The sequence below is a fragment of the Corallococcus macrosporus DSM 14697 genome (assembly GCF_002305895.1).
Lineage (GTDB): Bacteria > Myxococcota > Myxococcia > Myxococcales > Myxococcaceae > Myxococcus > Myxococcus macrosporus.
Genome location: NZ_CP022203.1, coordinates 1,316,654 through 1,339,093 on the forward strand (window position 1 = coordinate 1,316,654; position 22,440 = coordinate 1,339,093).

Annotated in this window: 18 protein-coding genes; 9 read left to right on the forward strand and 9 right to left on the reverse strand. The window is 70.3% G+C overall.

Features of this window, described 5'->3' with window-relative positions; genetic code table 11:
• Window positions 1–102: 102 nt before the first annotated feature.
• Window positions 103–2,352: a D-alanyl-D-alanine carboxypeptidase/D-alanyl-D-alanine endopeptidase gene (dacB, locus tag MYMAC_RS05535; RefSeq protein WP_095957328.1), complete on the forward strand. Its 2,250-nt coding sequence runs from the start codon at window positions 103–105 to the stop codon at window positions 2,350–2,352.
• A 210-nt stretch (window positions 2,353–2,562) separates the two neighbouring features.
• A complete protein-coding gene (locus MYMAC_RS05540) occupies window positions 2,563–3,063 on the forward strand; it encodes a single-stranded DNA-binding protein (protein ID WP_095957329.1) in 501 nt (166 codons plus the stop codon).
• A 115-nt stretch (window positions 3,064–3,178) separates the two neighbouring features.
• Here MYMAC_RS05540 and MYMAC_RS05545 read toward each other — a convergent pair whose 3' ends face one another.
• A complete protein-coding gene (locus MYMAC_RS05545) occupies window positions 3,179–3,862 on the reverse strand; it encodes a succinate dehydrogenase/fumarate reductase transmembrane subunit (RefSeq protein ID WP_095957330.1) in 684 nt (227 codons plus the stop codon).
• Window positions 3,863–4,123: 261 nt separating this feature from the next.
• On the opposite strand from MYMAC_RS05545, the gene hslO reads away from it, so the two are divergent.
• The 6 genes from hslO to MYMAC_RS05575 all read left to right on the forward strand — a co-directional run bounded on the left by hslO (window position 4,124) and on the right by MYMAC_RS05575 (window position 12,764).
• A complete protein-coding gene (hslO, locus tag MYMAC_RS05550) occupies window positions 4,124–5,008 on the forward strand; it encodes an Hsp33 family molecular chaperone HslO (RefSeq protein WP_095957331.1) in 885 nt (294 codons plus the stop codon).
• 34 nt (window positions 5,009–5,042) lie between these two features.
• Window positions 5,043–6,074, forward strand: a complete 1,032-nt coding sequence (locus MYMAC_RS05555) for a Leu/Phe/Val dehydrogenase (protein WP_095961478.1) — start codon at window positions 5,043–5,045, stop codon at window positions 6,072–6,074.
• A 73-nt stretch (window positions 6,075–6,147) separates the two neighbouring features.
• The gene (locus tag MYMAC_RS05560) at window positions 6,148–6,894 is read left to right on the forward strand and encodes a phosphoribosyltransferase (protein ID WP_238539891.1); all 747 of its coding nucleotides are present in this window, start codon (window positions 6,148–6,150) and stop codon (window positions 6,892–6,894) included.
• A gap of 19 nt (window positions 6,895–6,913) precedes the next feature.
• On the forward strand, window positions 6,914–8,830 hold the full coding sequence (selB, locus tag MYMAC_RS05565) for a selenocysteine-specific translation elongation factor (protein WP_095957332.1): 1,917 nt from the start codon (window positions 6,914–6,916) through the stop codon (window positions 8,828–8,830).
• A complete protein-coding gene (locus MYMAC_RS05570) occupies window positions 8,827–11,319 on the forward strand; it encodes an ATP-binding protein (protein ID WP_095957333.1) in 2,493 nt (830 codons plus the stop codon). Before selB ends, MYMAC_RS05570 begins: the two co-directional genes overlap by 4 nt.
• Window positions 11,316–12,764: a sigma-54-dependent transcriptional regulator gene (locus MYMAC_RS05575; RefSeq protein ID WP_170114700.1), complete on the forward strand. Its 1,449-nt coding sequence runs from the start codon at window positions 11,316–11,318 to the stop codon at window positions 12,762–12,764. The genes MYMAC_RS05570 and MYMAC_RS05575 overlap by 4 nt, the downstream gene beginning before the upstream one ends.
• Before the next feature lie 20 nt (window positions 12,765–12,784).
• Here the strand turns inward: MYMAC_RS05575 and MYMAC_RS36655 are convergent, their stop codons facing one another.
• Complete coding sequence (locus tag MYMAC_RS36655) at window positions 12,785–12,949, reverse strand: hypothetical protein (protein ID WP_157757454.1); 165 nt, start codon at window positions 12,947–12,949, stop codon at window positions 12,785–12,787.
• A 230-nt stretch (window positions 12,950–13,179) separates the two neighbouring features.
• Here MYMAC_RS36655 and MYMAC_RS05580 point away from each other — a divergent pair, with 230 nt between their 5' ends.
• The gene (locus tag MYMAC_RS05580) at window positions 13,180–14,022 is read left to right on the forward strand and encodes a GNAT family N-acetyltransferase (protein ID WP_095957335.1); all 843 of its coding nucleotides are present in this window, start codon (window positions 13,180–13,182) and stop codon (window positions 14,020–14,022) included.
• Between the two features lie 64 nt (window positions 14,023–14,086).
• Here MYMAC_RS05580 and MYMAC_RS05585 read toward each other — a convergent pair whose 3' ends face one another.
• The 7 genes from MYMAC_RS05585 to MYMAC_RS05615 all read right to left on the reverse strand — a co-directional run bounded on the left by MYMAC_RS05585 (window position 14,087) and on the right by MYMAC_RS05615 (window position 22,382).
• Window positions 14,087–15,646, reverse strand: a complete 1,560-nt coding sequence (locus MYMAC_RS05585; RefSeq protein ID WP_013935743.1) for an NADH-quinone oxidoreductase subunit N — start codon at window positions 15,644–15,646, stop codon at window positions 14,087–14,089.
• A gap of 18 nt (window positions 15,647–15,664) precedes the next feature.
• The gene (locus MYMAC_RS05590; RefSeq protein ID WP_095957336.1) at window positions 15,665–17,392 is read right to left on the reverse strand and encodes a complex I subunit 4 family protein; all 1,728 of its coding nucleotides are present in this window, start codon (window positions 17,390–17,392) and stop codon (window positions 15,665–15,667) included.
• Window positions 17,389–19,617, reverse strand: a complete 2,229-nt coding sequence (gene nuoL / locus MYMAC_RS05595) for an NADH-quinone oxidoreductase subunit L (RefSeq protein WP_095957337.1) — start codon at window positions 19,615–19,617, stop codon at window positions 17,389–17,391. The genes MYMAC_RS05590 and nuoL overlap by 4 nt, the downstream gene beginning before the upstream one ends.
• 19 nt (window positions 19,618–19,636) lie before the next feature.
• On the reverse strand, window positions 19,637–19,939 hold the full coding sequence (gene nuoK / locus MYMAC_RS05600; protein ID WP_002638444.1) for an NADH-quinone oxidoreductase subunit NuoK: 303 nt from the start codon (window positions 19,937–19,939) through the stop codon (window positions 19,637–19,639).
• Between the two features lie 73 nt (window positions 19,940–20,012).
• Window positions 20,013–20,519 (reverse strand): NADH-quinone oxidoreductase subunit J family protein, encoded by a 507-nt coding sequence (locus tag MYMAC_RS05605; RefSeq protein WP_013935740.1) that lies wholly within the window; start codon window positions 20,517–20,519, stop codon window positions 20,013–20,015.
• Window positions 20,516–21,856, reverse strand: coding sequence for an NADH-quinone oxidoreductase subunit NuoF (gene nuoF / locus MYMAC_RS05610; protein WP_013935739.1), 1,341 nt, complete (start codon window positions 21,854–21,856; stop codon window positions 20,516–20,518). Before nuoF ends, MYMAC_RS05605 begins: the two co-directional genes overlap by 4 nt.
• Window positions 21,857–21,893: 37 nt before the next feature.
• A complete protein-coding gene (locus tag MYMAC_RS05615; protein ID WP_095957338.1) occupies window positions 21,894–22,382 on the reverse strand; it encodes an NADH-quinone oxidoreductase subunit NuoE family protein in 489 nt (162 codons plus the stop codon).
• Window positions 22,383–22,440: the final 58 nt, after the last annotated feature.

Below are 22,440 nucleotides of genomic sequence, written 5' to 3' on the forward strand. Positions count from 1 at the left end.
GCTGGAAGAGCGAGCGCCCAGACGTGGACTCACGCAGCCACTCACCCTTGCTCGTCTTTCGCCCCGTTCCGCATAATGGCCCCTGACTTCCCCGGAGAGAGTGTGCAGGTCCATCGAGCCAGCTCCATCTTGGCCGCATCGGCCATCCTTTTCCTGTCGCTTTCTCACGCCGCGCACGCCGCGCCCGCCGTCTCCGCGGAGAAACGCGCGGACCGCGAGGCGCTGAAGTCCGCGCTGTTGGAGGTGCTCCAGCGCGCGCCGCTGAAGGCCAGCCGCATGGGCGTGCACATGCAGAGCCTGGATGACGGTGCGGTGGTGTTCAGCCACAACGCGGACGAGCTGCTCAACCCCGCCTCCAACGTGAAGCTGGTGACGTCCGCCGCCGCGCTGGCGGCCCTGGGGCCGGAGTTCCGCTACGACACCGAGTTCCTGGTGGAGCCGGAGCTGGGCGCGGACGGCAAGGTGAAGACGCTCTACGTGCGCGGCAAGGGCGACCCGTCCATGACGACGGAGCGCCTGTGGGGCATCGTCGCGGAGCTGTGGAACGCGGGCATCCGCGAGGTGGGCGAAATCGTGGTGGACGACTCCTGGTTCGACGCCGAGCGCACGCCGCCCGGCTATGACCAGGAGGACACGGACCGCGCCTACATGGCGCCCACCGGCGCGGTGAGCCTCAACTGGAACGCGGTGGCCATCTACCTGCGGCCCGGCAGCGCCCCGGGCGCCAAGGGCCTGGTGGCGGTGGAGCCGCCCAGCGACTTCTTCGTGGTGGAGAACCAGCTCACCACCGGGGCGCGCCGCGCGCGCCGGGTGTTCGTGAAGTCGGACGCCGCGGGACTCCGGCAGAAGATTGTCGTGCGCGGCCAGCTCCCGGTGGAGCGCACCGGCGCCGTCAGCGTCTGGAAGAAGATTGACAACCCGCCCATGTACTTCGGCCAGTCGCTCAAGCAGATGATGGTGATGCGCGGCGTGAAGATGCGGGGCCGGGTGAAGCTGGGCAAGACGTCCACCAAGGCCCGCATGCTGCACGTGTCGCAGTCGGACACGTTCGACGTGCTCCTCAAGCGCCTCAACAAGCTGTCCAGCAACTTCGTGGCCGAGCAGCTCCTGAAGACGATGGGCGCGGAGATGCGGGGCGCGCCGGGCTCCTTCGCCAAGGGCGTGGACGTGGTGGAGCAGTTCCTGGAGCGCGACGTGGGCATCCCCCGCGGCACCTACGTGATGAAGAACGGCAGCGGCCTCAACGACGCCAACCGCTTCTCCGCCACGCAGCTCAACAAGCTGCTGCGGCACATGGTGCAGCGCTTCCCCTTCGCGCCGGAGTACCTGTCGTCGGTGCCCATCGCCGGCAAGGACGGCACGCTGAAGTACCGCTTCGAGGGCAGCGACGCGGTGGGCCGGCTGCGCGCCAAGACGGGCACGCTGGAGAGCGTGTCCGCGCTGAGCGGCTACGTCACGAGCGCGGGTGGAGAGCGCTTCACCTTCTCCATCATGGCCAACGACTTCGCGGGCCGCGCGGGCCCCATCGTCGCGGGCCTGGACGCGCTGGGCGCGGCGGTGGCCGCCACCGGCTCCAGCCTGGGGCCCTCCACGGCGGTGGCCGCGCTGGCGGACAGTGGCCGTCCCGCGGGCGCCGTGGATGACGTGGCCGCCCGCATCAAGACGTACCTGGACCTGGGCGCCCAGCGCGACCAGCGCAACATCGGCTTCCTGCGCACCGCCTGGCGCAGCGAGCGCGACCCGGCCGTGCGCGCGGTGCTGGCGGAGAGCCTCTACCAGTCCAACCCGCACGACTACCTGGGCGCGCGCACGCTGCTGGACAGCTACGCGGCCACCGCTGAAGTCTATGGCCGGCTGAAGGACGTGGCGCGGGTGCTGTCCGTGGAGGTGCCGGGCGTCAGCAGCATGGTGGAGCTGGCGGCGGGCGGGAACGCGGAGGCGCTCGCCCGCGTGCTGGAGCTGGCCGGCGCGGCGGGCTCGGACGCGCAGGCGCAGGGCGAGATGGCGGAGGCCCTGGGCGAGGTGGCTCGCACCGCGCCGGAGGAGCTGGTGGTGGCGCTGCGGGCCGCCAGCGCCGGGGACCGGGACGCGTGCACCACGTTGCTGGCGCGCGCGCTGGTGCAGGCGGGCCAGTCGGACCACCCCTTCTGGAAGTCCCTGCGCCGCACGCTGGGCGCGTCCGACCCGCGGCTGGCGACCTTCGCCAAGGGCCTGGATTCCACGCTGTCGCAGAAGGTGGCGGAGGCCAGGGCCCCGGTGAAGACGCCGGAGGGCTTCACCCCGGTGGAGGTGGTGGCGCCCGCGGGCAACGCGCCAGAGTCCTCCACCGCCGACAACCGCCCGGGCGGGTAGGGCCCCCATCCCCAGTCCTTCTCACGAGCGCCCCCGGCCAGGCACGCCTCCCTGGCTGGATGGCGGACGGGCGTCCGGCACCCGGGAGGCAGGCCGCTTTCTGGCTGGGTGTCAGTACCCACTGCTATAGGTGGGAATCAAACCCGGCGGGTGCGTCCGGGGTGTAACCGGTCCTTGGTGGACCGGTGCTCGTGAGAAAGGAACGCAGTCATGGCTGGAGGCGTGAACAAGGTCATCCTCATCGGCAACCTCGGGGCGGACCCGGAGGTCCGGTTCACTCCCGGCGGTCAGGCGGTCGCCAACTTCCGCATCGCCACCAGCGAGAGCTGGGTCGACAAGAATGGCCAGAAGCAGGAGCGGACCGAATGGCACCGCATCGTCGTCTGGGGAAAGCTCGCGGAGCTCTGCGGCGAGTACCTGAAGAAGGGACGGCAGTGCTACGTGGAGGGCCGCCTGCAGACGCGCGAGTGGACGGACAAGGAGAACCGGAAGAACTACACCACCGAGGTGGTGGCCAACGCCGTGACGTTCCTCGGCGGTGGCGGGCGTGACGCCGGGGACGGCATGGGCGGTGGAGGCGGGGGTGGGGGACGCCGGCAGTTCTCCCAGCAGCGCGGGGGCGACAACAACGACTACGGTCAGCCTCCCCCGGACGACATGGGCGGCGGCCACGGTGGCCATGGCGGCGGCGACGACGACATCCCCTTCTAGGCCCGGCTGACGGCAGCGCAGCCCCTGGAAATGAAACCGGCCGCTCCCCGGAAGTCTCGGGGGCGGCCGGTGTGCTTTTCGCGCGCGGGCCCGGACGCGCCGGGCCCGGCTGGCGTCACGGAGGGGTGGCGCCCACGGGGCTGAGGGCGGCGCCCGCGTTGTAGAGCGCGTAGATGACCGCCCAGCTCATCGCCGTGAGGACGAGGAACAGGATGATGACCACCGGCTCGAACTTGCGCATGGAGCGCTCGCTGGAGAGCAGGCCCCAGCCCATGGCGAAGCCCTGGAGGCCGTTGGCCAGGTGGAACGAGGTGCCCAGCGTGCCCAGCAGGTAAACGACCAGGGTGGGGACGTGGTAGCGCATCTCCCGGGCGATGTCGTCGAAGGCCTCCGGGTGACCCAGCACCAGCCGCGGGTAGAGGAAGGCCAGCCAGATGTGGGCGCCCAGGAAGGCCAGCACGCCCACCGCGCTGAGGCGCTGGAGGATGTACTTGAGGTTCCCGTAGTTGTTGTAGCGCACGTTGTTCGGCTTGAAGCTGAACAGGCGCACGAGGCCCCAGCCGGTGTGCAGCAGCAGCGGCAGCAGGACGATGATGAAGGTGAAGACCTGGGAGAACGGGTTGGCGTAGGTCGTCACCGACTTCTGCCAGGCGTCCGCGCCGTTGAAGGCGGAGAGGTTGTCCCACAGGTGGTTGACGACCCAGACGGACAGGGGGATGACCGCGAGGAACGAGCCCAGGCGGGACTTGAGGAGCGGTGTCTTTGTCGTCTCTACGGCGGCAGCGGCTTGGGTGCTCATCGAATCTCCAGCGGCGGCGCGCGGGCGTCTTGCCGCGTCCACGGTCGAGGCAGGTGACAGTCGGACGGCGGTTTATAGCCGTTCCAGCGCCGGGGCTGGATTTCTTCCGCACCCCGGCATGCCAGCACACCCACACGGAGGCATAAGGCTGACCTTATGCGTCACCCCGGGCCCCACTGCTGCCCGCCCGCCGGGCGCCGGGGCCGCCGCCTTCTGTCGTTGGCGGGCAATGCGGGCTCGGGCACGCTAGTTGCCACCGATATGTCCGACGAGCTTGTCAGTGGAATGTTGAAGAACACGGACCTGCGCGTGGTGCTCGCCACCACGACGGAGCTGTCGCGCCAGGCGCGCGCCACCCACGGCACCGCGCCCGCGGCCGCCGCGCTCCTGTCGCAGGCCCTCACCGCCGCCGCCCTGATGGGGGCCCTCCAGAAGAGCGACTCCCGCATCAACATCCAGGTGGAGTGCGACGGGCCCCTGCGCGGCCTCTTCGTGGACGGGGACACCAGCGGGCTGGTCCGCGGGTACGTGAAGAACGCCCACGTGGAGTACGCCGGTGGCGACAGCCAGTACCACTGGCGGCCGGTGCTGGGGAACAAGGGCTTCCTGTCCGTGCTGCGGGATTTGGGCGGCGGTGAGTACTACCGCTCCGCGGTGGAGCTGGAGGCCTTCGACCTGGCCGCCGACCTGGAGCGCTACTTCAAGCAGTCGGATCAGCTCCCGTCGCACGTGCTGCTGGCGCAGCTCCCGGTGGGCGGGGAGGCGGAGCCGCTGGGCCACGTCGCCGGCCTGCTCGTCCAGCCGCTGCCCGGCGCTGACATGACGGCCTTCGCTGAGCTGGGTGAGCGGCTGCGCCGCGACTTCGCGCCCGCGCTCCAGGCGCGCAGCGCGGAGGGGGCCACGGCCGTGTTGCGCGCGCTGCTGCCGGAGTCCGACTTCGAGGTGATGTCCCGCTACCCGCTCCGCTTTGGTTGTTCGTGCAGCAAGGACCGCGTGCTGCGCGCCCTGCTGGCCATGGGGCGTGAGGAATTGACGGACCTGTTGGAGAAGGAAGGACAGGCGGAGGCGACGTGCCAGTTCTGCACGACGCGCTATGTCATTCCTGGCGAGGAAATCCGCGGCATGTTGGAGCGCGGCGGCATTTGACTTGCTCGAGGCGCGACGGTACTTGCCGCGCGCCATGAGCTACTTCACGCAGTTGCTTGAGGGCGGCTACGAAGCCGTCCACTTGTTGAGTGATTCCAAGACGGGCCTGCGTGCCATTGTAGGCATGCACAACACGCGGCTCGGTCCGGGGTTGGGCGGCACCCGCGCGCTGTCCACCTACACCAGCGAGGAGGAGGCCGTCGCGGACGCGCTCCGCCTGTCGCGCGGAATGACATACAAGGCCGCGCTCGCGGGCCTGCCGCATGGTGGCGGCAAGGCGGTCATCATGTTGCCGCGCGGCGACTTCGACCGTGAGAGGCTCTTCGAGTCCTTTGGCCGCGCGGTGGAGTCCCTGGGCGGGCGCTACATCACCACCGAGGACAGCGGCACCAGCCCGGACGACATGGAGCACGTGCGCCGGCACACGAAGTACGTCGTGGGCTTGAAGGAGCGCAGCGGGGACCCGTCGCCGGTGACGGCGTATGGCGTGGCGCGCGCCATGGAGGCCACGGCGAAGCACCTCTTCGGCAGCCCGGACCTGAAGGGCCTGCGCGTCACCGTGCTGGGCGTGGGGCACGTGGGCATGTACCTGGTGAAGGAGCTGCACCAGCGCGGCGCCCGGGTGTGGGTGAGCGACCTCAACCCCGCCAGCGTGCAGCAGGCCGTGACGCAGTACGGCGCCACCGCGGTGGACGCTGACGCACTGCATCGGATGGAGGCGGACATCTACGCCCCCTGCGCGCTGGGCGGCGCCATCAACGACGCCACCCTGCCGCTGCTGAACGTGAAGGCGGTGTGCGGCGCGGCCAACAACCAGCTCCTCACCTCGCGTCATGGGGAGCAGCTCTCGCGGCGCGGCATCCTCTACGTGCCTGACTACGCCGCCAACGCCGGAGGCCTCATCAACGTGGCCCAGGAGTGGGCGGGCTATGACCGGGACAAGGCGTATGCCCGCGCGTCCCACATCTACGACACCATCGACGCGCTGCTGGCGCGCTCGAAGGAGTCCGGCCTGCGCCCCGAACAGGTGGCGGACCGGATGGTCGAGGAGCGGCTGGCCGGCTGAGCGCCCAAGCACGCCGCGCGTGTGTTGCGGCGCGACAAAGGCGACGTGTGGAGTGTGGCCGGATGTGGCCACCATGCGGCCCTCGGAGTATGACGGGGCCGCACACCCCCAGCCGGAGTTCACCGCCGTGGCGACCAAGCGGCAGAGCAAGCCCACCGAGAAGGCCTCTTCGAAGAAGTCCCCTGCACCGGCTTCGTCGCGGCTCCAGGCGAAGAAGCTCGTCTCCATCCCTGACGACCTCGTGTTGGCGCCGCAGGTGGAGGCCCCTCGCCAGCCGACGGGGAAGGACCAGTCGCGGGGCCGGTCCGCGTCCAGCGGCGTGAAGGAGCTGACCTGGAAGGAGTTCGACCGCGCGGTGCAGCAGCTCGCGGGCTCCATCCAGGAGACCTTCGAGCCCCAGGTGGTGGTGGGCGTGGCCCACGGCGGCGTCTTCGTGGGGGGCGCGCTGGCGGGAGCGCTCGGCTGCCAGTTCTTCCCCGTCCGCATCAGCCGGCGAAGCAGGGACCGGGGCAGCGCCGCGCCGCGCACTGCGAAGACGCCGCAGCTCAGCGGGGAGATGCCCGCCGAGCTGAAGGGGCGCCGGGTGCTGATTGTGGACGACGTGGCCTCCAGCGGCGACACGCTGGAGCTGGCCACCGCGCTGGCGCGCGAGGTGGGGGCGAAGAAGGTGGCCACCGCGTGCCTGGTGACCAAGCCCGGCGGCTTCTCGCCGGACTACTCCGCGCTCTCCACGGCCGCGCTCATCGTCTTCCCCTGGGACTACGAGCCCTCCACGGGGGACGCGCGCTTCGACGAGGACCCGGACAAGGCCGGCGCATGAGCCCGGGCGCGGTGACGCCATGATTGTCGGGACGGCGGGCCACATCGACCATGGCAAGACGTCCCTGGTGAAGGTGCTCACCGGCATCGACACCGACCGGTTGAAGGAAGAGAAGCGCCGGGGCATCACCCTGGAGCTGGGCTTCGCGCACCTCACGCTGGAGGACGGCGCCGTCGCCGGCGTGGTGGACGTGCCGGGCCACGAGCGCTTCGTGAAGGCCATGGCCGCCGGCGCGGGCGGCGTGGACTTGGTGGTGCTGGTGGTCGCCGCGGACGAAGGGGTGATGCCCCAGACGCGCGAGCACCTGGACATCTGCCGGCTGCTGGGCGTGCGGGCCGGCGTCATCGCGCTCACCAAGGCGGACACGCTGGCGGCGCTGGGCGCGGAGTGGCGCGCGCTGGTGGAGGCGGACCTGGCCGCGCTCACGGCGGGGACCTTCCTGGAGGCGGCGCCGGTGGTGGCCTGCTCCTCCCGGACGGGCGAGGGGCTGGCCGCGCTGCGGGCGGCGCTCACCCGGGCCTCGGCGGCGCTGCCCGAGCGCTCCTCGGAGGGGCCCGCCTTCCTGCCCGTGGACCGCGTGTTCACCCTCAAGGGCTTTGGCACGGTGGTGACGGGCACGTTGCTGTCGGGCGCGCTGGCGGTGGAGGACGCGGTATCGCTGCTGCCTGGACTCCCGGGCCCGCTGCGCGTGCGCGGGATGCAGCGGCATGGCGCCGCCGTGCAAACCGTGGAGGCGGGGCATCGCGCGGCGGTGAACGTCACCGGCGTGGAGCCGGAGGCGCTGCACCGGGGCATGGTGCTGGTGCGCGCGGGCGAGCTGCCGGAGACGCGCATGCTCGACGTCGAGCTGACGCTGCTGCCCGCGGCCCCCTCCCCCCTGGCGCGCCGCTCGAAGCTGCTCCTGCACCTGGGCACCGCGCAGGTGGAGGCCACGGTGGCGCTGCTGGATGGCGAGCGGCTGGAGCCCGGCGCGACGGCGCTGGCGCAGCTCCGGCTGGGCACGCCCGTGGGGGCGCTGGTGGGCCAGCGCTTCATCCTGCGGGGCGCGCGCGCCCTGCCGGGGCGTGGCGCCACGGTGGCGGGAGGCCGCGTCCTGTCCATCACCCCGCCGCGGCGGCGCAAGGGCGGCGCGACGGCGCTGGCGCCGCTGCTGGAGGCGGACCCGGCGGGCCAGGTGGCCTGGCTGCTGCGCCAGGCGGGCTACCGGGGGTTGACGCAGCCGGAGCTGTTCGGCCGCTCGGCGCTCGGGCCCCGGGGGCTCACCCGCGCGCTGGAGTTGTTGGGGGCGCGGGGCGGCGCGCTGCTCGTCGACCGCGAGCGGCGGCTGTATCTCTCCGGCGACGTGTTCGAGGCGCTGCAGGCGCGCGCCCTGGCGCTGCTGGCCGCCTTCCATGAGCGAGAGCCCCTGCGCGACGGCCTGTCCCGCGAGGAACTGCGCCAGCGGCTGTCCGCGACGCTGGATGCGCGGGTGTTCCAGCGGGTGTTGCAGGCCCTGGTGGAAGGAGGCCGGGTGGAGCTGGAGCGGGACGTGGCGCGCCTCAAGGGGCGGGGACGGACGCTGACGCTGGGGGACACCGCCGCGCGGACCCGGCTGACGGCGGAGCTGTCCGCGGCCGGCCTGGCGCCTCCCTCGCTCGCCGAGCTGGAGCAGAAGCTCCAGCTCCCCGCGCCCCGGCTCCGGGAGTTGCTGGGGGGCCTGGTGGCGGAGGGCGCCGCGGTCCGCGTCTCGGAGGGCCTGTGGTTTTCACCCGGGGCCCTGGCGGGATTGCGCGAGCGGCTGGTTGCCCACCTGCGCGAGAAGAAGGAGATTACCACGCAGGATTTCAAGGAGATGGTGGGGCAGAGCCGCAAGTTCGTCATCCCCCTGTCCGAATACTTCGACCGGGAGAAGGTCACGCTCCGGGTGGGAGAGAAGCGGGTGCTGCGTCGCGGATGAGTACGAAGCGCTACAGCGAGGCGGACCTCCGCGTCCTCGTCGACACCTTCCGCAACCCCATGCTGGCGGTGGTGGAGGGACGGGTGCTCGTGGCCAACGACGCCTATGTCGCGTTGGTGGGCCTGCGACGCGTCCAGGTGGAGGGCCGCCCCGTCATGGACTTCATCCAGCCGGAGGACCGCAGCCGCGTGGTGGAGCGCTACTGGCGGGTGGAGTCTGGCGCGCCGCTCCATGACGGCTCCCAGCTCTTCCAGGTCCCCTGCGCGGACGGAGTGGCGCGCGAGGTGGCCGTCACCGCGTCCCGCTTCGCGTTGGAGCGCGGGGGCGGGGGCCTGCTCCTCAACTGCACGCCCATGGAGAACCGGCCCCCGGAGATGTCGGTGGCCGAGCGGCTGGTGGAGACCTCCGCGGGCCTGGTGTCCGCGCACTCGGAGAACGCCGTCCGCCGCGTCGCGCTGAAGGGGCTGGAGGCCGCGGGCTTCCGGGCCCGGCTGCTGCGCTGGGAAGGCGAGGGCCTGCTGGCGCGGGACGGAGAGCCGCTGCCGGAGGACGCGCGCCTGGGGCTGGAGTCGCTCGCGGACGGGCGCCCCGTCTTCGGCGGCGCGGACCAGGCCGCGCCCAGCCACGTCTACCTGCCCGTGGGCGGCCCCCAGGCCGAGGTGCTCTGGGTGGAGGGCCACTGGGTGGCGCCGCGCCATGGCTCGGTGTTGATGCTGTTCGCCAAGGTGGTGGGCGCCGCGCTGACGGACGCGCGCGTGCAGGCGGAGAGCGCCCGCAGCCGCTGGGAGATGGAGGCCGTGGCGCAGGTGGCGCGCTTCGTCGCGCAGCCGTCCCCGCCCACGCAGGAGGACTTCCTGGCGCGCGTCGCGCCGCTGCTCCAGGCGGACGCCGCGGCCCTGCACCTGTCCTCACCGGCCGAGGGCGCGCTGACGCTGGCGGCTCACGTGGGCCTGCACGACGGGGCGGATGCCCAGCGGCTGGCGGGCGTGCTGTCGTGCGGCGCGGAGGGGGCCCTGTCGTCGGCCGCGGACGAGGCCGCGTTGGCGGCGCACTCCGGAGGGCGGCTGGGCGCGGGCGCGGCGGTGTGCCTGAAGCGCGGCGGTGAGGTGTGCGGCCTGCTCCAGGTGCTGCGCGCTCCGGGGCGCCCCTTCGACGAGCGGGACCTCCGCCTGCTGGGCACCTTGTCGGAGCTGCTGGTGACGCTGCTGGAGCAGCGCCGGCTGCGCGCGGAGTCCTCGCGTCAACTGGACGAAACGCGCCTGCTGCTGGATTTGGCGCGCACCACGTCCGGCGTGCTGGAGACGTCGAGCATCCTGGACGTGGCCGCGGACTTCCTCGTCCGCCTGCTGGACGTGTCCAACTGCTACATCCTGCTCTACGACGAGAGCGCCCGGCTGCTGCGCGGCGCCGCGGCCTCCATCGCGCACCGCGAGTTCTTCCGCACGGTGGTGCTGCCGCTCCATGGTGACGGCCTGACGGCGCGCGTGGCCCGCGAGCGCAGGCCCATCGCGGTGGAGGACGTGGCCGCGGCCGAAGGTGGCTTCAACCCGGAGCTGGCGCACCGCTTCGACGAGAAGGCGCTGCTGGCGCTGCCGCTCACCTCCCGCGAGGAGCTCATCGGCGTGGTGGTGGTGGACGACACCCGGGGGCCGCGCGCCTTCGGGCCGGAGCTCATCGAGCTGGCGGAGGCCACGTGTGGCCAGCTCGCGCTGTCCATCGCCAACGCGCGCCTGTACGAGTCGCTGTGGGCCAGCTACGCGGAGCTGGCCGCCACGCGCGCGGAGATGGTGAAGCGCGAGCGGCTGGCCGCGCTGGGCGAGCTGTCCGCGATTGTCGCCCACGAGGTGCGCAACCCGCTGGGCGTCATCTTCAACGCGGTGGCCTCGCTGCGCCGGCTGCTGGTGCCGGGCGGCGACGCGGCCATGCTGCTGGACATCCTGGGGGAGGAGAGCGACCGGCTCAACCGCATCGTCGGGGACCTGCTGGACTACACGCGCCCTAGAGATCCGGTGCTCCAGCAGGAGGACCTGGGCCGCGTGCTCCAGGACTCGCTGGAGGCCGCGCGCATGCAGGGCGGCGGCGCGGACCGCTCCATCCGCATCCAGTCCGACGTGGAGCCCGGCCTGCCGCCGGTGCCCATGGACCGCCGCCTCATCCGCCAGGCGCTGGTCAACGTGGCGGTCAACGCCATCCAGTCCATGCCGCAGGGCGGGCTGGTGCAGGTGCGCGCGCGCCGGGAGGCCCACGCGGGGCGCGAGCAGCTTCGCATCGACGTGGTGGACCAGGGCCCGGGCATCCCCGCGGAGCTGCTCCACCGCGTCTTCGAGCCCTTCTTCACCACCAAGGCCCAGGGCACCGGGCTGGGGCTCGCCGTCGTCAGACGCATTCTCGAAGAGCACCGGGGCGAAATCGCCGTGGACAGCATCCCCGGGCGAGGTACCACCTTCACCTTCCGGCTGCCGCTCTCGCAGCCTCCGTCCTTCCCATGACCGACGCGAACACCCCGCCGACCCGAGGACGGCTCCTCGTCGTGGATGACCAGCGCAACATGCGCGCCACCACCGCCCTGTTGCTGCGGGCGGAGAACTACACCGTCTTCGAGGCCGCCACGGGCGAGGAGGCCCTGGCCCAGCTCGCCAGCGGCAGCATCGACCTGCTGCTGACGGACCTGAAGATGGAGCCCATGGACGGGCTCACGCTCCTGCGGCGCGCGCTGGAGGTGGCGCCGCGGCTCCAGGTCATCATGATGACGGCGTTCGGCTCCATCGAAAGCGCCGTGGAGGCCATGCGGCTGGGGGCCTACGACTATGTCACCAAGCCCTTCAAGGAGAGCGAGCTGCGCTACCGCGTGGAGCGCGCCCTGGAGCGCGCGCGCCTCCTGCGCGACGTGGACAACCTCACCACGGACTTCAACCAGCGCCACGGCCTGTCCGCGCTGGTGGGGCGCAGCGCCGCCATGCGCGAGCTCACCACGCGGCTGATGCGCGTGGCGCAGAGCGACGCCACCGTCCTCATCCAGGGCGAGAGCGGCACCGGCAAGGAGCTGGTGGCCCGCGCGCTCCACGCGCACAGCCGCCGCAAGGCCCGCTCCTTCGTGCCCGTCAACTGCGCCGCCATCAGCGAGTCCCTGCTGGAGAGCGAGCTGTTCGGCCACGCCAAGGGCGCCTTCACCGGCGCGGTGAAGGCCCGCCGCGGCCTCTTCGAGGAGGCGGACGGCGGCACGCTCTTCATCGACGAGGTGACCGAGACGAGCCCCACCTTCCAGTCCAAGCTGCTGCGCGCCCTCCAGGAGGGCGAGGTGCGCCGCGTGGGCGAGTCCACCGCGCTGCGCGTGGACGTGCGCATCGTCGCGGCCACCAACCGGGACATCGAGCTGGAGGTGCGCGACAAGCGCTTCCGGCAGGACCTCTACTACCGCCTCAACGTGGTGGCCCTGCGCGTGCCGCCGCTGCGCGAGCGCCTGGAGGACGTGCCCGCGCTGGCGGAGCACTTCCTGGAGCGGGCCAACGCCCGCAGCCCCAACCCCAAGCGGCTGTCGGCCGCCGCCGTGGCCCACCTGATGAGCTACGGCTTCCCCGGCAACGTGCGCGAGCTGGAGAACCTGGTGGAGCAGGCCGCCGCGCTCGCGGAGGGCGACGAGCTGCTGCCCGAGGACTTCCCCCTGCGCCAGGGCCGCATGACGCCCGCCCTCGGCACGCCGAGCGTCGCCTTCCTGGACGGGCAGGGTGGAGGGGCCCACCGCAACGCCAGCGCGGGGCCCACGCTGGCACAGGTGGTGGAGGAGGCGGAGCGCCACGCCATCACCCAGGCCCTGGAGCGGCACGGCGTGGACCTGTCGCGCGTCGCGGATGAGCTCGGCGTGTCCTCCACCACGCTCTGGCGGAAGATGAAGCGGCTCAACCTCCGCCCCCCCAGCGAGCTGGCCCGGGAATAGCCCCGAAGTCGGATGAAGACTCACCCATGTAACTTTCCCGCGGTCATGAATTCAGATCCGAAATGGGCGGGTTCATAGGTGAAAAAGCCAAAGCGCTGAATTTGCTCAACTTTTTCACTTCTGAAACGCCATTGCAGCCCTGAAATGAAGCCAGGGGGCAGGGCCGGTGTCAGCCAGTTCTTCAAGTGCTTGAGAAAACTAGAGTTTCTCCCCGCGAGGCGGCTGGCACGGCGACTGCTAAAGGATTGCGCGGGACACATCGAAGCGAGGCTGAAGGCGGTTCCCCCCCACCCCTTCAGCACTTCCGGTGAGTCACCTTGAGAAGACCCGCGGCCCGGCACCTCTTTGGGGTGTCGGGCCGCCTTCTTTTCCGCGTCGGGTAAGCCTCGCCACCTCGCGACGAAAGGAAGTGACAGTGGGTCCGCAAGACTCTCAGTGGGTGCTGAGGCCTGGACGTCCGGAGGACCACGCCGTCTTCGCCCAGCTCTTCCTGGAGCTGGGGGTGGATGACCCTCCGCCCTCCGCGCCGGTGTGGGCCGCGGAGATTGCCGGGTCCTCCCTGTTCGCGGAAGGCCCTCGGGGCGTGGGGGCCTATGCCGTGACGAAGGCGCTGGGCGACTTCGGGTTCGTGCAGCAGCTCGTGGTGGCGCCGTCCGTCCGGGGGCAGGGGCTGGGACGGCGGATGATGTCGCACCTGGCCAGCCACCTGCGCGCGCAAGGGTGTACCCGCTGGGGCCTCAACGTGAAGCGGGACAACGTGCCAGCGCTCTCGCTCTACACCTCCATGGGGATGCAGCCGGCGCGTGAGGCCGCAACCCTGCGGCTGACGCGGGCCCACCTGGCGTCGCTCCCCGCCGCCTCCTCGGAAGGGGCCATGGTGCCGGTGTCTCCGGAGGACCGCGGCCCGCTGACGGAGGCCTTCGGGATGCTCCCTGGCAAGCTGGAGTCCTTCGCGGCCCTCGACTCGCACCGGCTGCTGGGGCTCGTTGATGCCCAGGCCCCCGCCCGCCGGTGGCTGGGGATGATGGACCTGCGCGCCGCCGCCGGGCCGCTCCTGTTCCCCTTCTTCGCCGTGTCCGCCGCGCACGCGCGGACGTTGCTGGAAGCCGCCTTCGAGCAGTTGGGGGAGGGCGCGTCGTCGCTGAACGTCGTGGTGACGGATGACGCGCCCCTGGTGCGCCTGCTCCGCGACGCGGGGGCGCAGACGCGCCTCGAAACGCTGGAGCTCCGTGGCCCGCTGACGGACGCGGCGCGCTGAAAACACGACGCCCGCCCGGGCACGGAGCCGGGGCGGGCGGGGTGAAGCAGCGAAAGCCGGACGGCTACTGGCCGAAGATGCTGCTGGCCTGCTCCAGCCACGCCATAACGGGGCCGGGGATGATGCCCAGGATGACGACGGCCGCGGTGGACAGCACCAGGGCCAGCTCGGTGGACCAGCTCTTCTCCAGCGCCTGCGCGCCCTCCGGCACCGGGCGCATGAACATGTAGACCACCACGCGCAGGTAGTAATAGACGCCCGCCGCGCTGGACAGCACGCCGACGATGGCCAGGCCAATGAGGCCCGCGTCCACGGCGGCCTGGAAGATGAGCAGCTTGCTCATGAAGCCGATGGTGGGCGGGATGCCACCCAGCGACAGCATGAAGGCCGCCATCGCGAAGGCCCAGCCCGGCTTGCGCTGCGCCAGCCCGCTGAAGCGCTCCAAATCCCACGCGGTGCCCTTCTCCTCGTCCTCGCGACGCTCCAGGACAGAGACGATGGCGAAGGCGCCCACCGCGCTGAACGTGTACGCCAGCAGGTAGTAGAGGATGCCGCGCAGCGCCTCCGCGCGGGCCAGGTCCAGCGGGGTGCCGCCCGTCAGCGCGGACGCACCCAGCAGGCGGAACTGTTCGCCCGGGCCGGTGACGAAGAGGGCGGCCACGCCCACCAGCAGGTAGCCGGCGTGGGCAATGGACGAGTACGCCAGCATCCGCTTCACGTTGCGCTGCGGAATGGCCAGCAGGTTGCCCGCCACCATGGTGAGGAAGGCCAGCACGGAGAACAGGCCCAGCAGCATCTGCGGGTCCACGCCCTTGCCCGCCATGAAGAACACGCGGACCATCGCCGCGAAGGCGGCGGCCTTCACGCCCGCGCTCATCAGCGCGGTGACGGGCGTCGGGGCGCCCTCGTAGACGTCCGGCGTCCACATGTGGAACGGCACCGCGGCCACCTTGAAGGCGAAGCCCGCGCCCACCAGGATGAGGCCCGCGTAGACCAGGCCCGGCTGCGACGCCATGGCGGTGGACAGCGGACCGGCCATGGCCGTCAGGTGGGTGGTGCCGGTGGCGCCGTACAGCAGCGCCGCGCCATACAGCAGCACCGCGGACGAGAACGCGCCCAGGATGAAGTACTTGAAGCCCGCCTCGCTCGGCCGCGTGCCACGCCGCAGGTACGACGTCAGCGCGTAGGTGGCGATGGAGAGGACCTCGATGTTGATGAAGAGCGTGATGAGCTCGTTGGACATCGCCAGCAGGCTCATGCCCGCCGTGGCGAACAGCATCAGCGCGTAGAACTCACCGCGCTCCGCGCCGCGCTTGCGCAGGAAGCTCACCGAGCTCAGGGTCGCCAGCGCCAGGCCCACGCACACCACGAAGGTGAGGAAGCTGGAGAAGGGGTCCAGCACGCCGAAGCCGAGCATCACCTCCTGGGGCGGCTCGAACATCGTCGACAGCGCCATGGCGCCAGCCGCCACCGCCGTCACCACGGTGAGCACCGCCTGGTACGCGCGCGACGCCGTCGCGGAGAGGAACACCTCCGACAGCAGCAGGATGGAGGCACCCACCACCATGATGATGGTGGGCAGCAGCGGGAGGAAGTCTGCCAGGGTGAGGTTGGGCAGGTTCATGTCGGAAGCTCAGGCGGCTTACTGCCGCGGCGAGGGAACGGCCGGGGCGGCGGCCAGCGGAACGGGCGCGGACGGCGCGGCGACGACCTGGCGGGACGGCAGGGACATCACCTCCACCCGGAGCTGGTCCTCCTGCACCGTCGCGCCTGGCGTGCCCACGCGAGCGCGGGCCAGGAAGCGGTCCGTGGACGGGGCGAGCCGGTCCAGGAAGGGCTGCGGCTGCAGACCCATCACCGCCACCAGGACGATGAAGGGAAGCACCGTGAGGCCCTCGCGCAGGTTCATGTCCGTCAGGTGCTGGTTCTCCCGGTGCGTGAGGCCACCGAAGAACACCTTCTGCACCATCCACAGCATGTAGGCCGCGCCCAGGATGACGCCCAGCGTGGCGAAGGCGCCGAACACCGCGGTCAGGTGCGGGTTGCCCGCGGCCTCACCCAGGTCGCTCTTGAAGGTGCCCAGCAGGACGAGGAACTCACCGATGAAGCCGTTGGTGCCCGGCACGGCGATGGAGGAGAAGGTGATGATGACGAAGGCCGCGGTGAACACCGGCATCACCTTCGCGATGCCGCCGTAGTCCGCCATCAGGCGCGAGTGGCGCCGCTCGTACAGGTAGCCGAAGAGGAGGAACAGCGCGCCCGTGGAGACGCCGTGGTTGAGCATCTGGTACGCGCTGCCCGTGGCGCCCTCGGCGGTAATCGCCAGGATGCCCAGCATGCAGTAGCCCAGGTGGCTGACGGACGAGTACGCAATCAGCTTCTTGATGTCCCGCTGCGCCAGGCACATCAGCGCGCCGTACACGATGCCGATGACGGCCAGCGTGGCCAGGAAGGGCCGCGCCTGCTGCGTGGCCACCGGGAAGAAGGGAATCGCGTAGCGCCAGAAGCCGAAGGTGCCCATCTTCAGGGTGACGCCGGCCAGAATCATGGAGCCGGCCACCGGCGCCTGCACGTGCGCGTCCGGCAACCAGGTGTGCAGCGGCCACATCGGGACCTTGACCGCGAACGCGATGGCGAACGCGGCGAACAGCCACGGGCCCCAGGTGTGCAGCGTGGCGGCCAGGCCGGTGAGCGAGTCGCACGAGCCCGCCGCGGTGCACGCGCTGAGCTGCCGGTTCGCGTCCAGCAGGCCGTTGTAGATGCTCGCGTAGTCGAACGAGCGGGCGCCCACCGGCGAGCTGATGAAGTACACGGCGATGATGGCCACCAGCATCAGCAGCGAGCCGGCCAGCGTGTAGAGGAAGAACTTCACCGCCGCCATCTGGCGGTCCTCGGCGCCCCACACACCCACCAGGAGGTACATGGGGATGAGCATGGCCTCGAAGAAGATGTAGAAGAGCAGCACGTCCAGCGACACCAGCGCGCCCAGCATCGTCGTCTGGAGCACCAGCAGCGCCAGGTGGAACTCCTTGATGCGGAACTTGATGTACGTGGTGGACGCCAGCACCACCAGGGGCCCCAGGAAGACGGTGAGCAGCAGCAGGCTCACGGCCAGGCCGTCCACGCCAATGTGGTAGCTGGTGCCGAACAGGTCGAACCAGCGCGCCCGGTACTCGAGCTGGAACTCCGCCCCGCCCGGCACGTAGGCCATGTACGCCCAGGCGCCGAACACCAGGTCCAGCGCCATGGCGATGAACGTGACGGTGCGAATCTGGCCGTTCTCGCTGGCCGGCAGCAGCGCCACCAGCGCCGCGAACAGCAGCGGCAGGAAGACGACGATGTTGAGCAGGTGGGTGTCGAGGAAGCTCATTGCATCACCTGGATGAGGGCGTAGACGACACCGCCCAGCAGGGCGATGGCCATCACGGCGGCGTAGGCCTGGGCATCGCCCGACTGCACGTACCGGAGCGCGCTGCCCATGCGGGCCGTCACCCACGCCGTGCCGCGGACCGCCACGGTGTCGATGACCAGCGCGTCCACCACGCGGAAGAGGAGGAAGCTGGCGAACTTCACCGGCCGGATGACGATGAGCTCATAGAGCTCGTCGACGTAGAACTTGTTCTGGGCCGCCCGGCGCACCGCCCGGGCGTAGGCCGGCACCGGCTGGCCCACCCGCGCGGGGAAGAAGACGCGGTACATGTAGAACGCCAGGCCACCACCGGCCAGGGCCACCGCCCAGGCCTTGAGGTAGTCCGGGACGACCTGCGGCCGGCTGGTGTCGAGCTGCACCAGCGTGCTGGCGTCGGTGATGCGCCTGGTCGCGCTGAACACCGGGCTCAGGAAGTTGTCGAGCACCGGCTGTGCCGTCATGTCGAAGAAGTTGATGCCGAACGCGTACCGCGCGGCGACCACGCTCAGCACCGCCAGCACCACCAGCGGCAGCGTCATCTGCCAGGCGCTCTCGTGGGCGTGCGCCACCTTGGCCTCCTTCGAGCGGGGGCCCTCGAAGGTGAGCAGGTAGCAGCGCGTCATGTAGAAGGCCGTGGACGCGGCGATGAGCAGGCCCAGGTAGTAGACGAGGCTGGACACCCACTCCAGGCCCTGGAGGTGGTTGTGGTGCACGCCGTGGAGGATGGCGTCCTTCGAGAAGAAGCCGGACAGCGGGAAGATGCCGGTGATGGCCAGCGTGGCGACGGCGAACGTCGCCCAGGTCCAGGGCATCTCCTTGCGCAGGCCGCCCAGCTTCTTGATGTCCGTCTCATCGCCGTTGCCGTGCATCACGCTGCCGGCGCCGAGGAAGAGGCAGGCCTTGAAGAAGGCGTGCGTCATCAGGTGGAACACGGCCGCCCAGAAGATGCCCATGCCCACGCCCATGAACATGATGCCGAGCTGGGACACCGTGGAGTAGGCGAGCACCTTCTTGATGTCGTCCTGCGCGAAGGCGATGAGCGCCGCCAGCAGCGAGGTGAGCGCGCCGATGATGGCGATGGTCGCCATGGCGGTGGGGCTCAGCACCAGCAGCGCGGACATGCGGCTGAACAGGTAGACGCCGGCGGTGACCATCGTCGCGGCGTGGATGAGCGCGGAGACCGGCGTCGGGCCGGCCATGGCGTCCGGCAGCCAGACGTACAGCGGCAGCTGCGCGCTCTTGCCCGCGGCGCCCAGGAGGAACAGCAGCATGGCCGCCGTCATCACGCCACCGAAGGTGTAGCCCTCCAGGGGGCCCGCCTCGATGGGGGTGCTCAGGTTGACCTTGTCCGCGTTGGTTCCCACCAGGCCCTCGGCCATCTTCTCCAGGCCCTTGAACGTCACGGGGCCCTTCTTCGCCAGCGCGGCCTTGTAGTGCTGCGAGGTGGTGCCGGCGTTGTTGTAGTCCGCCGCGTTCGACTGCTGCGTGAAGGCGGAGACCAGGAGGACCAGCAGGAAGGTGGCGATGAGGAACGCGAAGTCACCGATGCGGTTGGTGACGAAGGCCTTGCGGCCGGCCCAGGCCTTGGCCGGGTCGTCGTACCAGAAGCCGATGAGCAGGTAGCTGGCCATGCCGACGCCCTCCCAGCCCACGAAGAGCAGGACCAGGTTGTCGGCCAGCACCAGGGTCAGCATCGCCGCGACGAAGAGGTTCAGGTACGCGAAGAACCGCCAGTACGCCGCGTCGTGCTCCATGTAGCTGGTGGAGTACAGGTGGATGAGGAAGCCGACGCCCGTGATGATGAGCAGGAGGATGCCGGACAGGTGGTCCACCATCAGCCCGAAGTTCACCCGGAAGTCGCCTACGGAGAACCAGGTGCCGTAGTCGTACGCCAGCGCGTAGCGGACGAAGTCCCGCTCGATGCCGAACGGGTTGGGGAAGAGGGCCGCGAGCCGGCCCGTCTCCGGGTTGTGGTGGCTGGTGGCCCAGAAGGCCAGCACGCTCAGGGCGAAGGAGCCGGCCACCGTCGCGCAGGCGATGAGCTGGACGTTGGCGCGGCCCAGCATCTTGCCGAACACGCCGCAGATGAAGGCGCCCAGCAGGGGCAGGGCGATGATGAGCCAGAGCGAGGGCGCCAGGATGTCTGGCGCCACAGGTGCCGCCCGGAAGAATTCGACGAGGGTCATGACAGTGGCTCCTGGGGGCTCAGTGCTTCATCGTCCGGATGTCTTCCACCAGGACGCTGCCCCGGCTCCGGAAGACGGCGATGACGATGGCCAGACCGATGGCGGCCTCCGCCGCCGCCACCGCGATGACGAAGAAGGCGGACACGTGGCCGAGGTCGTCACCGCGCATGCGCGCGAAGGCCACGAACGTGAGGTTCGCCGCGTTGAGCATCAGCTCCACGCACATGAAGATGACCAGCGCGTTGCGGCGGACGAGCACGCCGAACATGCCCATGCAGAACAGGGCGGCGGCAAGCAGGAGGTAGTAGGTGATGGGAACCATGGGCCGATTCGGGGCCTCGCGAGCGGCTGCCTGCGCCGCCATCTAGCACAGAAAAGTTGTCCGGAATGGGCGATCAGATTCGCGACTTGGCCACGACGACGGCGCCCACCATGGCCACCAGCAGCAGCAGGCTCACCGCCTCGAAGGGGAGCAGCCACTGGGTGAAGATGACCTGACCCATGGTCGCGATGGTGCCGAACGAGGCCTGCGTGCCCGCGCTCAGCGTGGCCGGGGCGGCGGGCAGCTTCAGGAGGATGATGGCCAGGACGGCGAACAGGCCCACCGTCGCCGCGCCACCCGCGATGCGCGCCAGCGTGGGCTTGCCGCGCGTGGGCGACTCTCCCAGGTTCAGCAGCATGATGACGAACAGGAAGAGCACCATGATGGCGCCCGCGTACACGAGCACCTGCATGACGGCCACCGTGTGCGCCCACAGCAGCACGTAGATGCCGGCCAGGAAGAAGAACGTGGACACCAGCGCCATGGCCGAATTGATGGGGCTGCGCGCGAAGATGACCGTTCCAGCCGACAGCAGCGTCAGGAGCGCGAACGCTCCGAAGAGGATGAGCTCGATGTTCAAGACCAGTCTCCGAACGAACCCCAGGGCTTGTCGCCGAACGGGCAGCGGTGCTCACGGATGTGGGCCTCGAACTCGTCCCGGAACCGCATGAGGAACGAGTGCGTGGGCAGCGCCGCCGCGTCGCCGAGCGCGCAGATGGTGTTGCCCAGGCCGATGGGCGGGTAGGGGGCGATGGACGACGCGACGTTGGACAGCATGTCGATGTCGCCCGGCTCGCCGCGCCCCTCTTCAATCTTGCGCAAGAGGCGCGTCTGCCAGGGCGTGCCCTCGCGGCACGGCGTGCACTGGCCGCACGACTCCTCCGCGTAGAAGCGGGCCACGCGCCACAGGCTGCGCACCATGCAGGTGGCGTCGTCCATGACGATGACGCCGCCGGAGCCCGCCATGGTCTGCTTCACCTTGAGGGCCTCGAACTCCATGGCCACGTCCAGCTCGTCCGCGCCCAGCACCGGCGCCGAGGAGCCGCCCGGAATCACGGCCTTCACCTTCCGGCCCGCGGGCATGCCCCGGCCGTACTTGTCGTCGAAGATGAGCTCGGAGAGGGTCGTGAACATCGACACCTCGTACACGCCCGGCCGGTTCACCGTGCCGGAGAGGCAGACGAGCCGCGTGCCGCCCGACTTGTCGGTGCCCAGCTTCGCGTAGGCCTCCGCGCCCTGCTGGAAGATGGCGGGCACGCTGGCCAGCGTCTCCACGTTGTTCACCACCGTGGGGCAGCCGAAGAGGCCCACCACCGCGGGGAAGGGGGGCTTCAGGCGGGGCCAGCCCTTCTTGCCTTCCAGGCTCTCCAGCAGCGCCGTCTCCTCGCCGCAGATGTACGCGCCCGCGCCGCGGACCAGGTAGCAGTTCAGCTCGTAGTCCTTGCCCAGGACCTTCTTGCCGAAGATGCCCGCCTTGTAGGCCTCGTCGATGGCCGCCTGCGTGCGCTCCGCCGGGAACTTGAACTCGCCGCGCAGGTACACGTAGCAGGTGTGCACGCCCAGCGCGTAGGACGCGATGGCGATGCCCTCCAGCATCATGTGCGGGTCGTCTTCCAGGATGTAGCGGTCCTTGAAGGTGCCCGGCTCGGACTCGTCGCCGTTGACCGCCAGGTACTTGGGCTTGGGGCTGTCCTTGGGGACGAAGCTCCACTTGAGGCCCGTGGGGAAGCCGGCGCCGCCGCGGCCGCGGAGGTTCGACTTCTTGACCTCGTCGATGATGGCGGCGGGCTCCATCTGGAGCGCCTTCTTCAGCGCCTCGTAGCCCCCCCGCTTGCGGTAGCTGTCCAGGGTCCAGGACTGAGGCTTACCCCAGGCCGCCGAGATGATCGGTTCGATCGCCTTTGCCGTAGAGGCCATGTGATGACGTCCTAAGCCTAAGAAGGGTGGGGGAGGTTCAGCTCAACCGGGCGAGGATGGCGTCCAGCTTCGCCTGGGTCAGGCTTTCGTGATGATCCTCGTTGATCTGCAGGCAGGGCGCAGTACCGCACGAGGCCAGGCACTCGGTCTCTCGCAAGGTGAACTTCTCGTTCGCTTCACCTGCCTTGAGGCCGAGCTTCTCCTCCAGGTAGGCGAGCATCTTCTCCGCGCCCCAGAGCGAGCAGGACAGGTTCGTGCAGACGTCGATGACGTACTTGCCCGGCTTCTTGAGGTGGTACATCACGTAGAAGCTGGCCACTTCCATGGCCCGCTCCGGGGTGACCTCCAGATGTTTCGCCACCAGCCGCAACCCGTCCGGGGGCAGCCACCCCTTGATTTCCTGGAGCAGCCGCAGCGCTGGGAGCATGCCCGCGCTTTTGCGATCCGGGGGGTAGTGGGAGATGATCTCCGCGATTCCCGCGTCGAACTTCTTCTGCTCTTCAGAGGTGAACAGGGGCTCCGCCATGGCGGGCCGGTACGTATTGCCCCAATGGCTACGTTGTCAACATAAACCCTCGAAGCTA

Coding starts and splice junctions, on each gene's coding strand:
- MYMAC_RS05615 (WP_095957338.1), bottom strand. CDS start 22,382: ATGGCGGAGCCCCTGTTCACCTCTGAAGAGCAGAAGAAGTTCGACGCG.
- MYMAC_RS05560 (WP_238539891.1), top strand. CDS start 6,148: ATGCGGCCCTCGGAGTATGACGGGGCCGCACACCCCCAGCCGGAGTTC.
- MYMAC_RS05575 (WP_170114700.1), top strand. CDS start 11,316: ATGACCGACGCGAACACCCCGCCGACCCGAGGACGGCTCCTCGTCGTG.
- MYMAC_RS05585 (WP_013935743.1), bottom strand. CDS start 15,646: ATGAACCTGCCCAACCTCACCCTGGCAGACTTCCTCCCGCTGCTGCCC.
- MYMAC_RS05590 (WP_095957336.1), bottom strand. CDS start 17,392: ATGAGCTTCCTCGACACCCACCTGCTCAACATCGTCGTCTTCCTGCCG.
- MYMAC_RS05570 (WP_095957333.1), top strand. CDS start 8,827: ATGAGTACGAAGCGCTACAGCGAGGCGGACCTCCGCGTCCTCGTCGAC.
- MYMAC_RS05545 (WP_095957330.1), bottom strand. CDS start 3,862: ATGAGCACCCAAGCCGCTGCCGCCGTAGAGACGACAAAGACACCGCTC.
- MYMAC_RS05555 (WP_095961478.1), top strand. CDS start 5,043: ATGAGCTACTTCACGCAGTTGCTTGAGGGCGGCTACGAAGCCGTCCAC.
- nuoK (WP_002638444.1), bottom strand. CDS start 19,939: ATGGTTCCCATCACCTACTACCTCCTGCTTGCCGCCGCCCTGTTCTGC.
- nuoF (WP_013935739.1), bottom strand. CDS start 21,856: ATGGCCTCTACGGCAAAGGCGATCGAACCGATCATCTCGGCGGCCTGG.
- nuoL (WP_095957337.1), bottom strand. CDS start 19,617: ATGACCCTCGTCGAATTCTTCCGGGCGGCACCTGTGGCGCCAGACATC.
- MYMAC_RS05540 (WP_095957329.1), top strand. CDS start 2,563: ATGGCTGGAGGCGTGAACAAGGTCATCCTCATCGGCAACCTCGGGGCG.
- hslO (WP_095957331.1), top strand. CDS start 4,124: ATGTCCGACGAGCTTGTCAGTGGAATGTTGAAGAACACGGACCTGCGC.
- selB (WP_095957332.1), top strand. CDS start 6,914: ATGATTGTCGGGACGGCGGGCCACATCGACCATGGCAAGACGTCCCTG.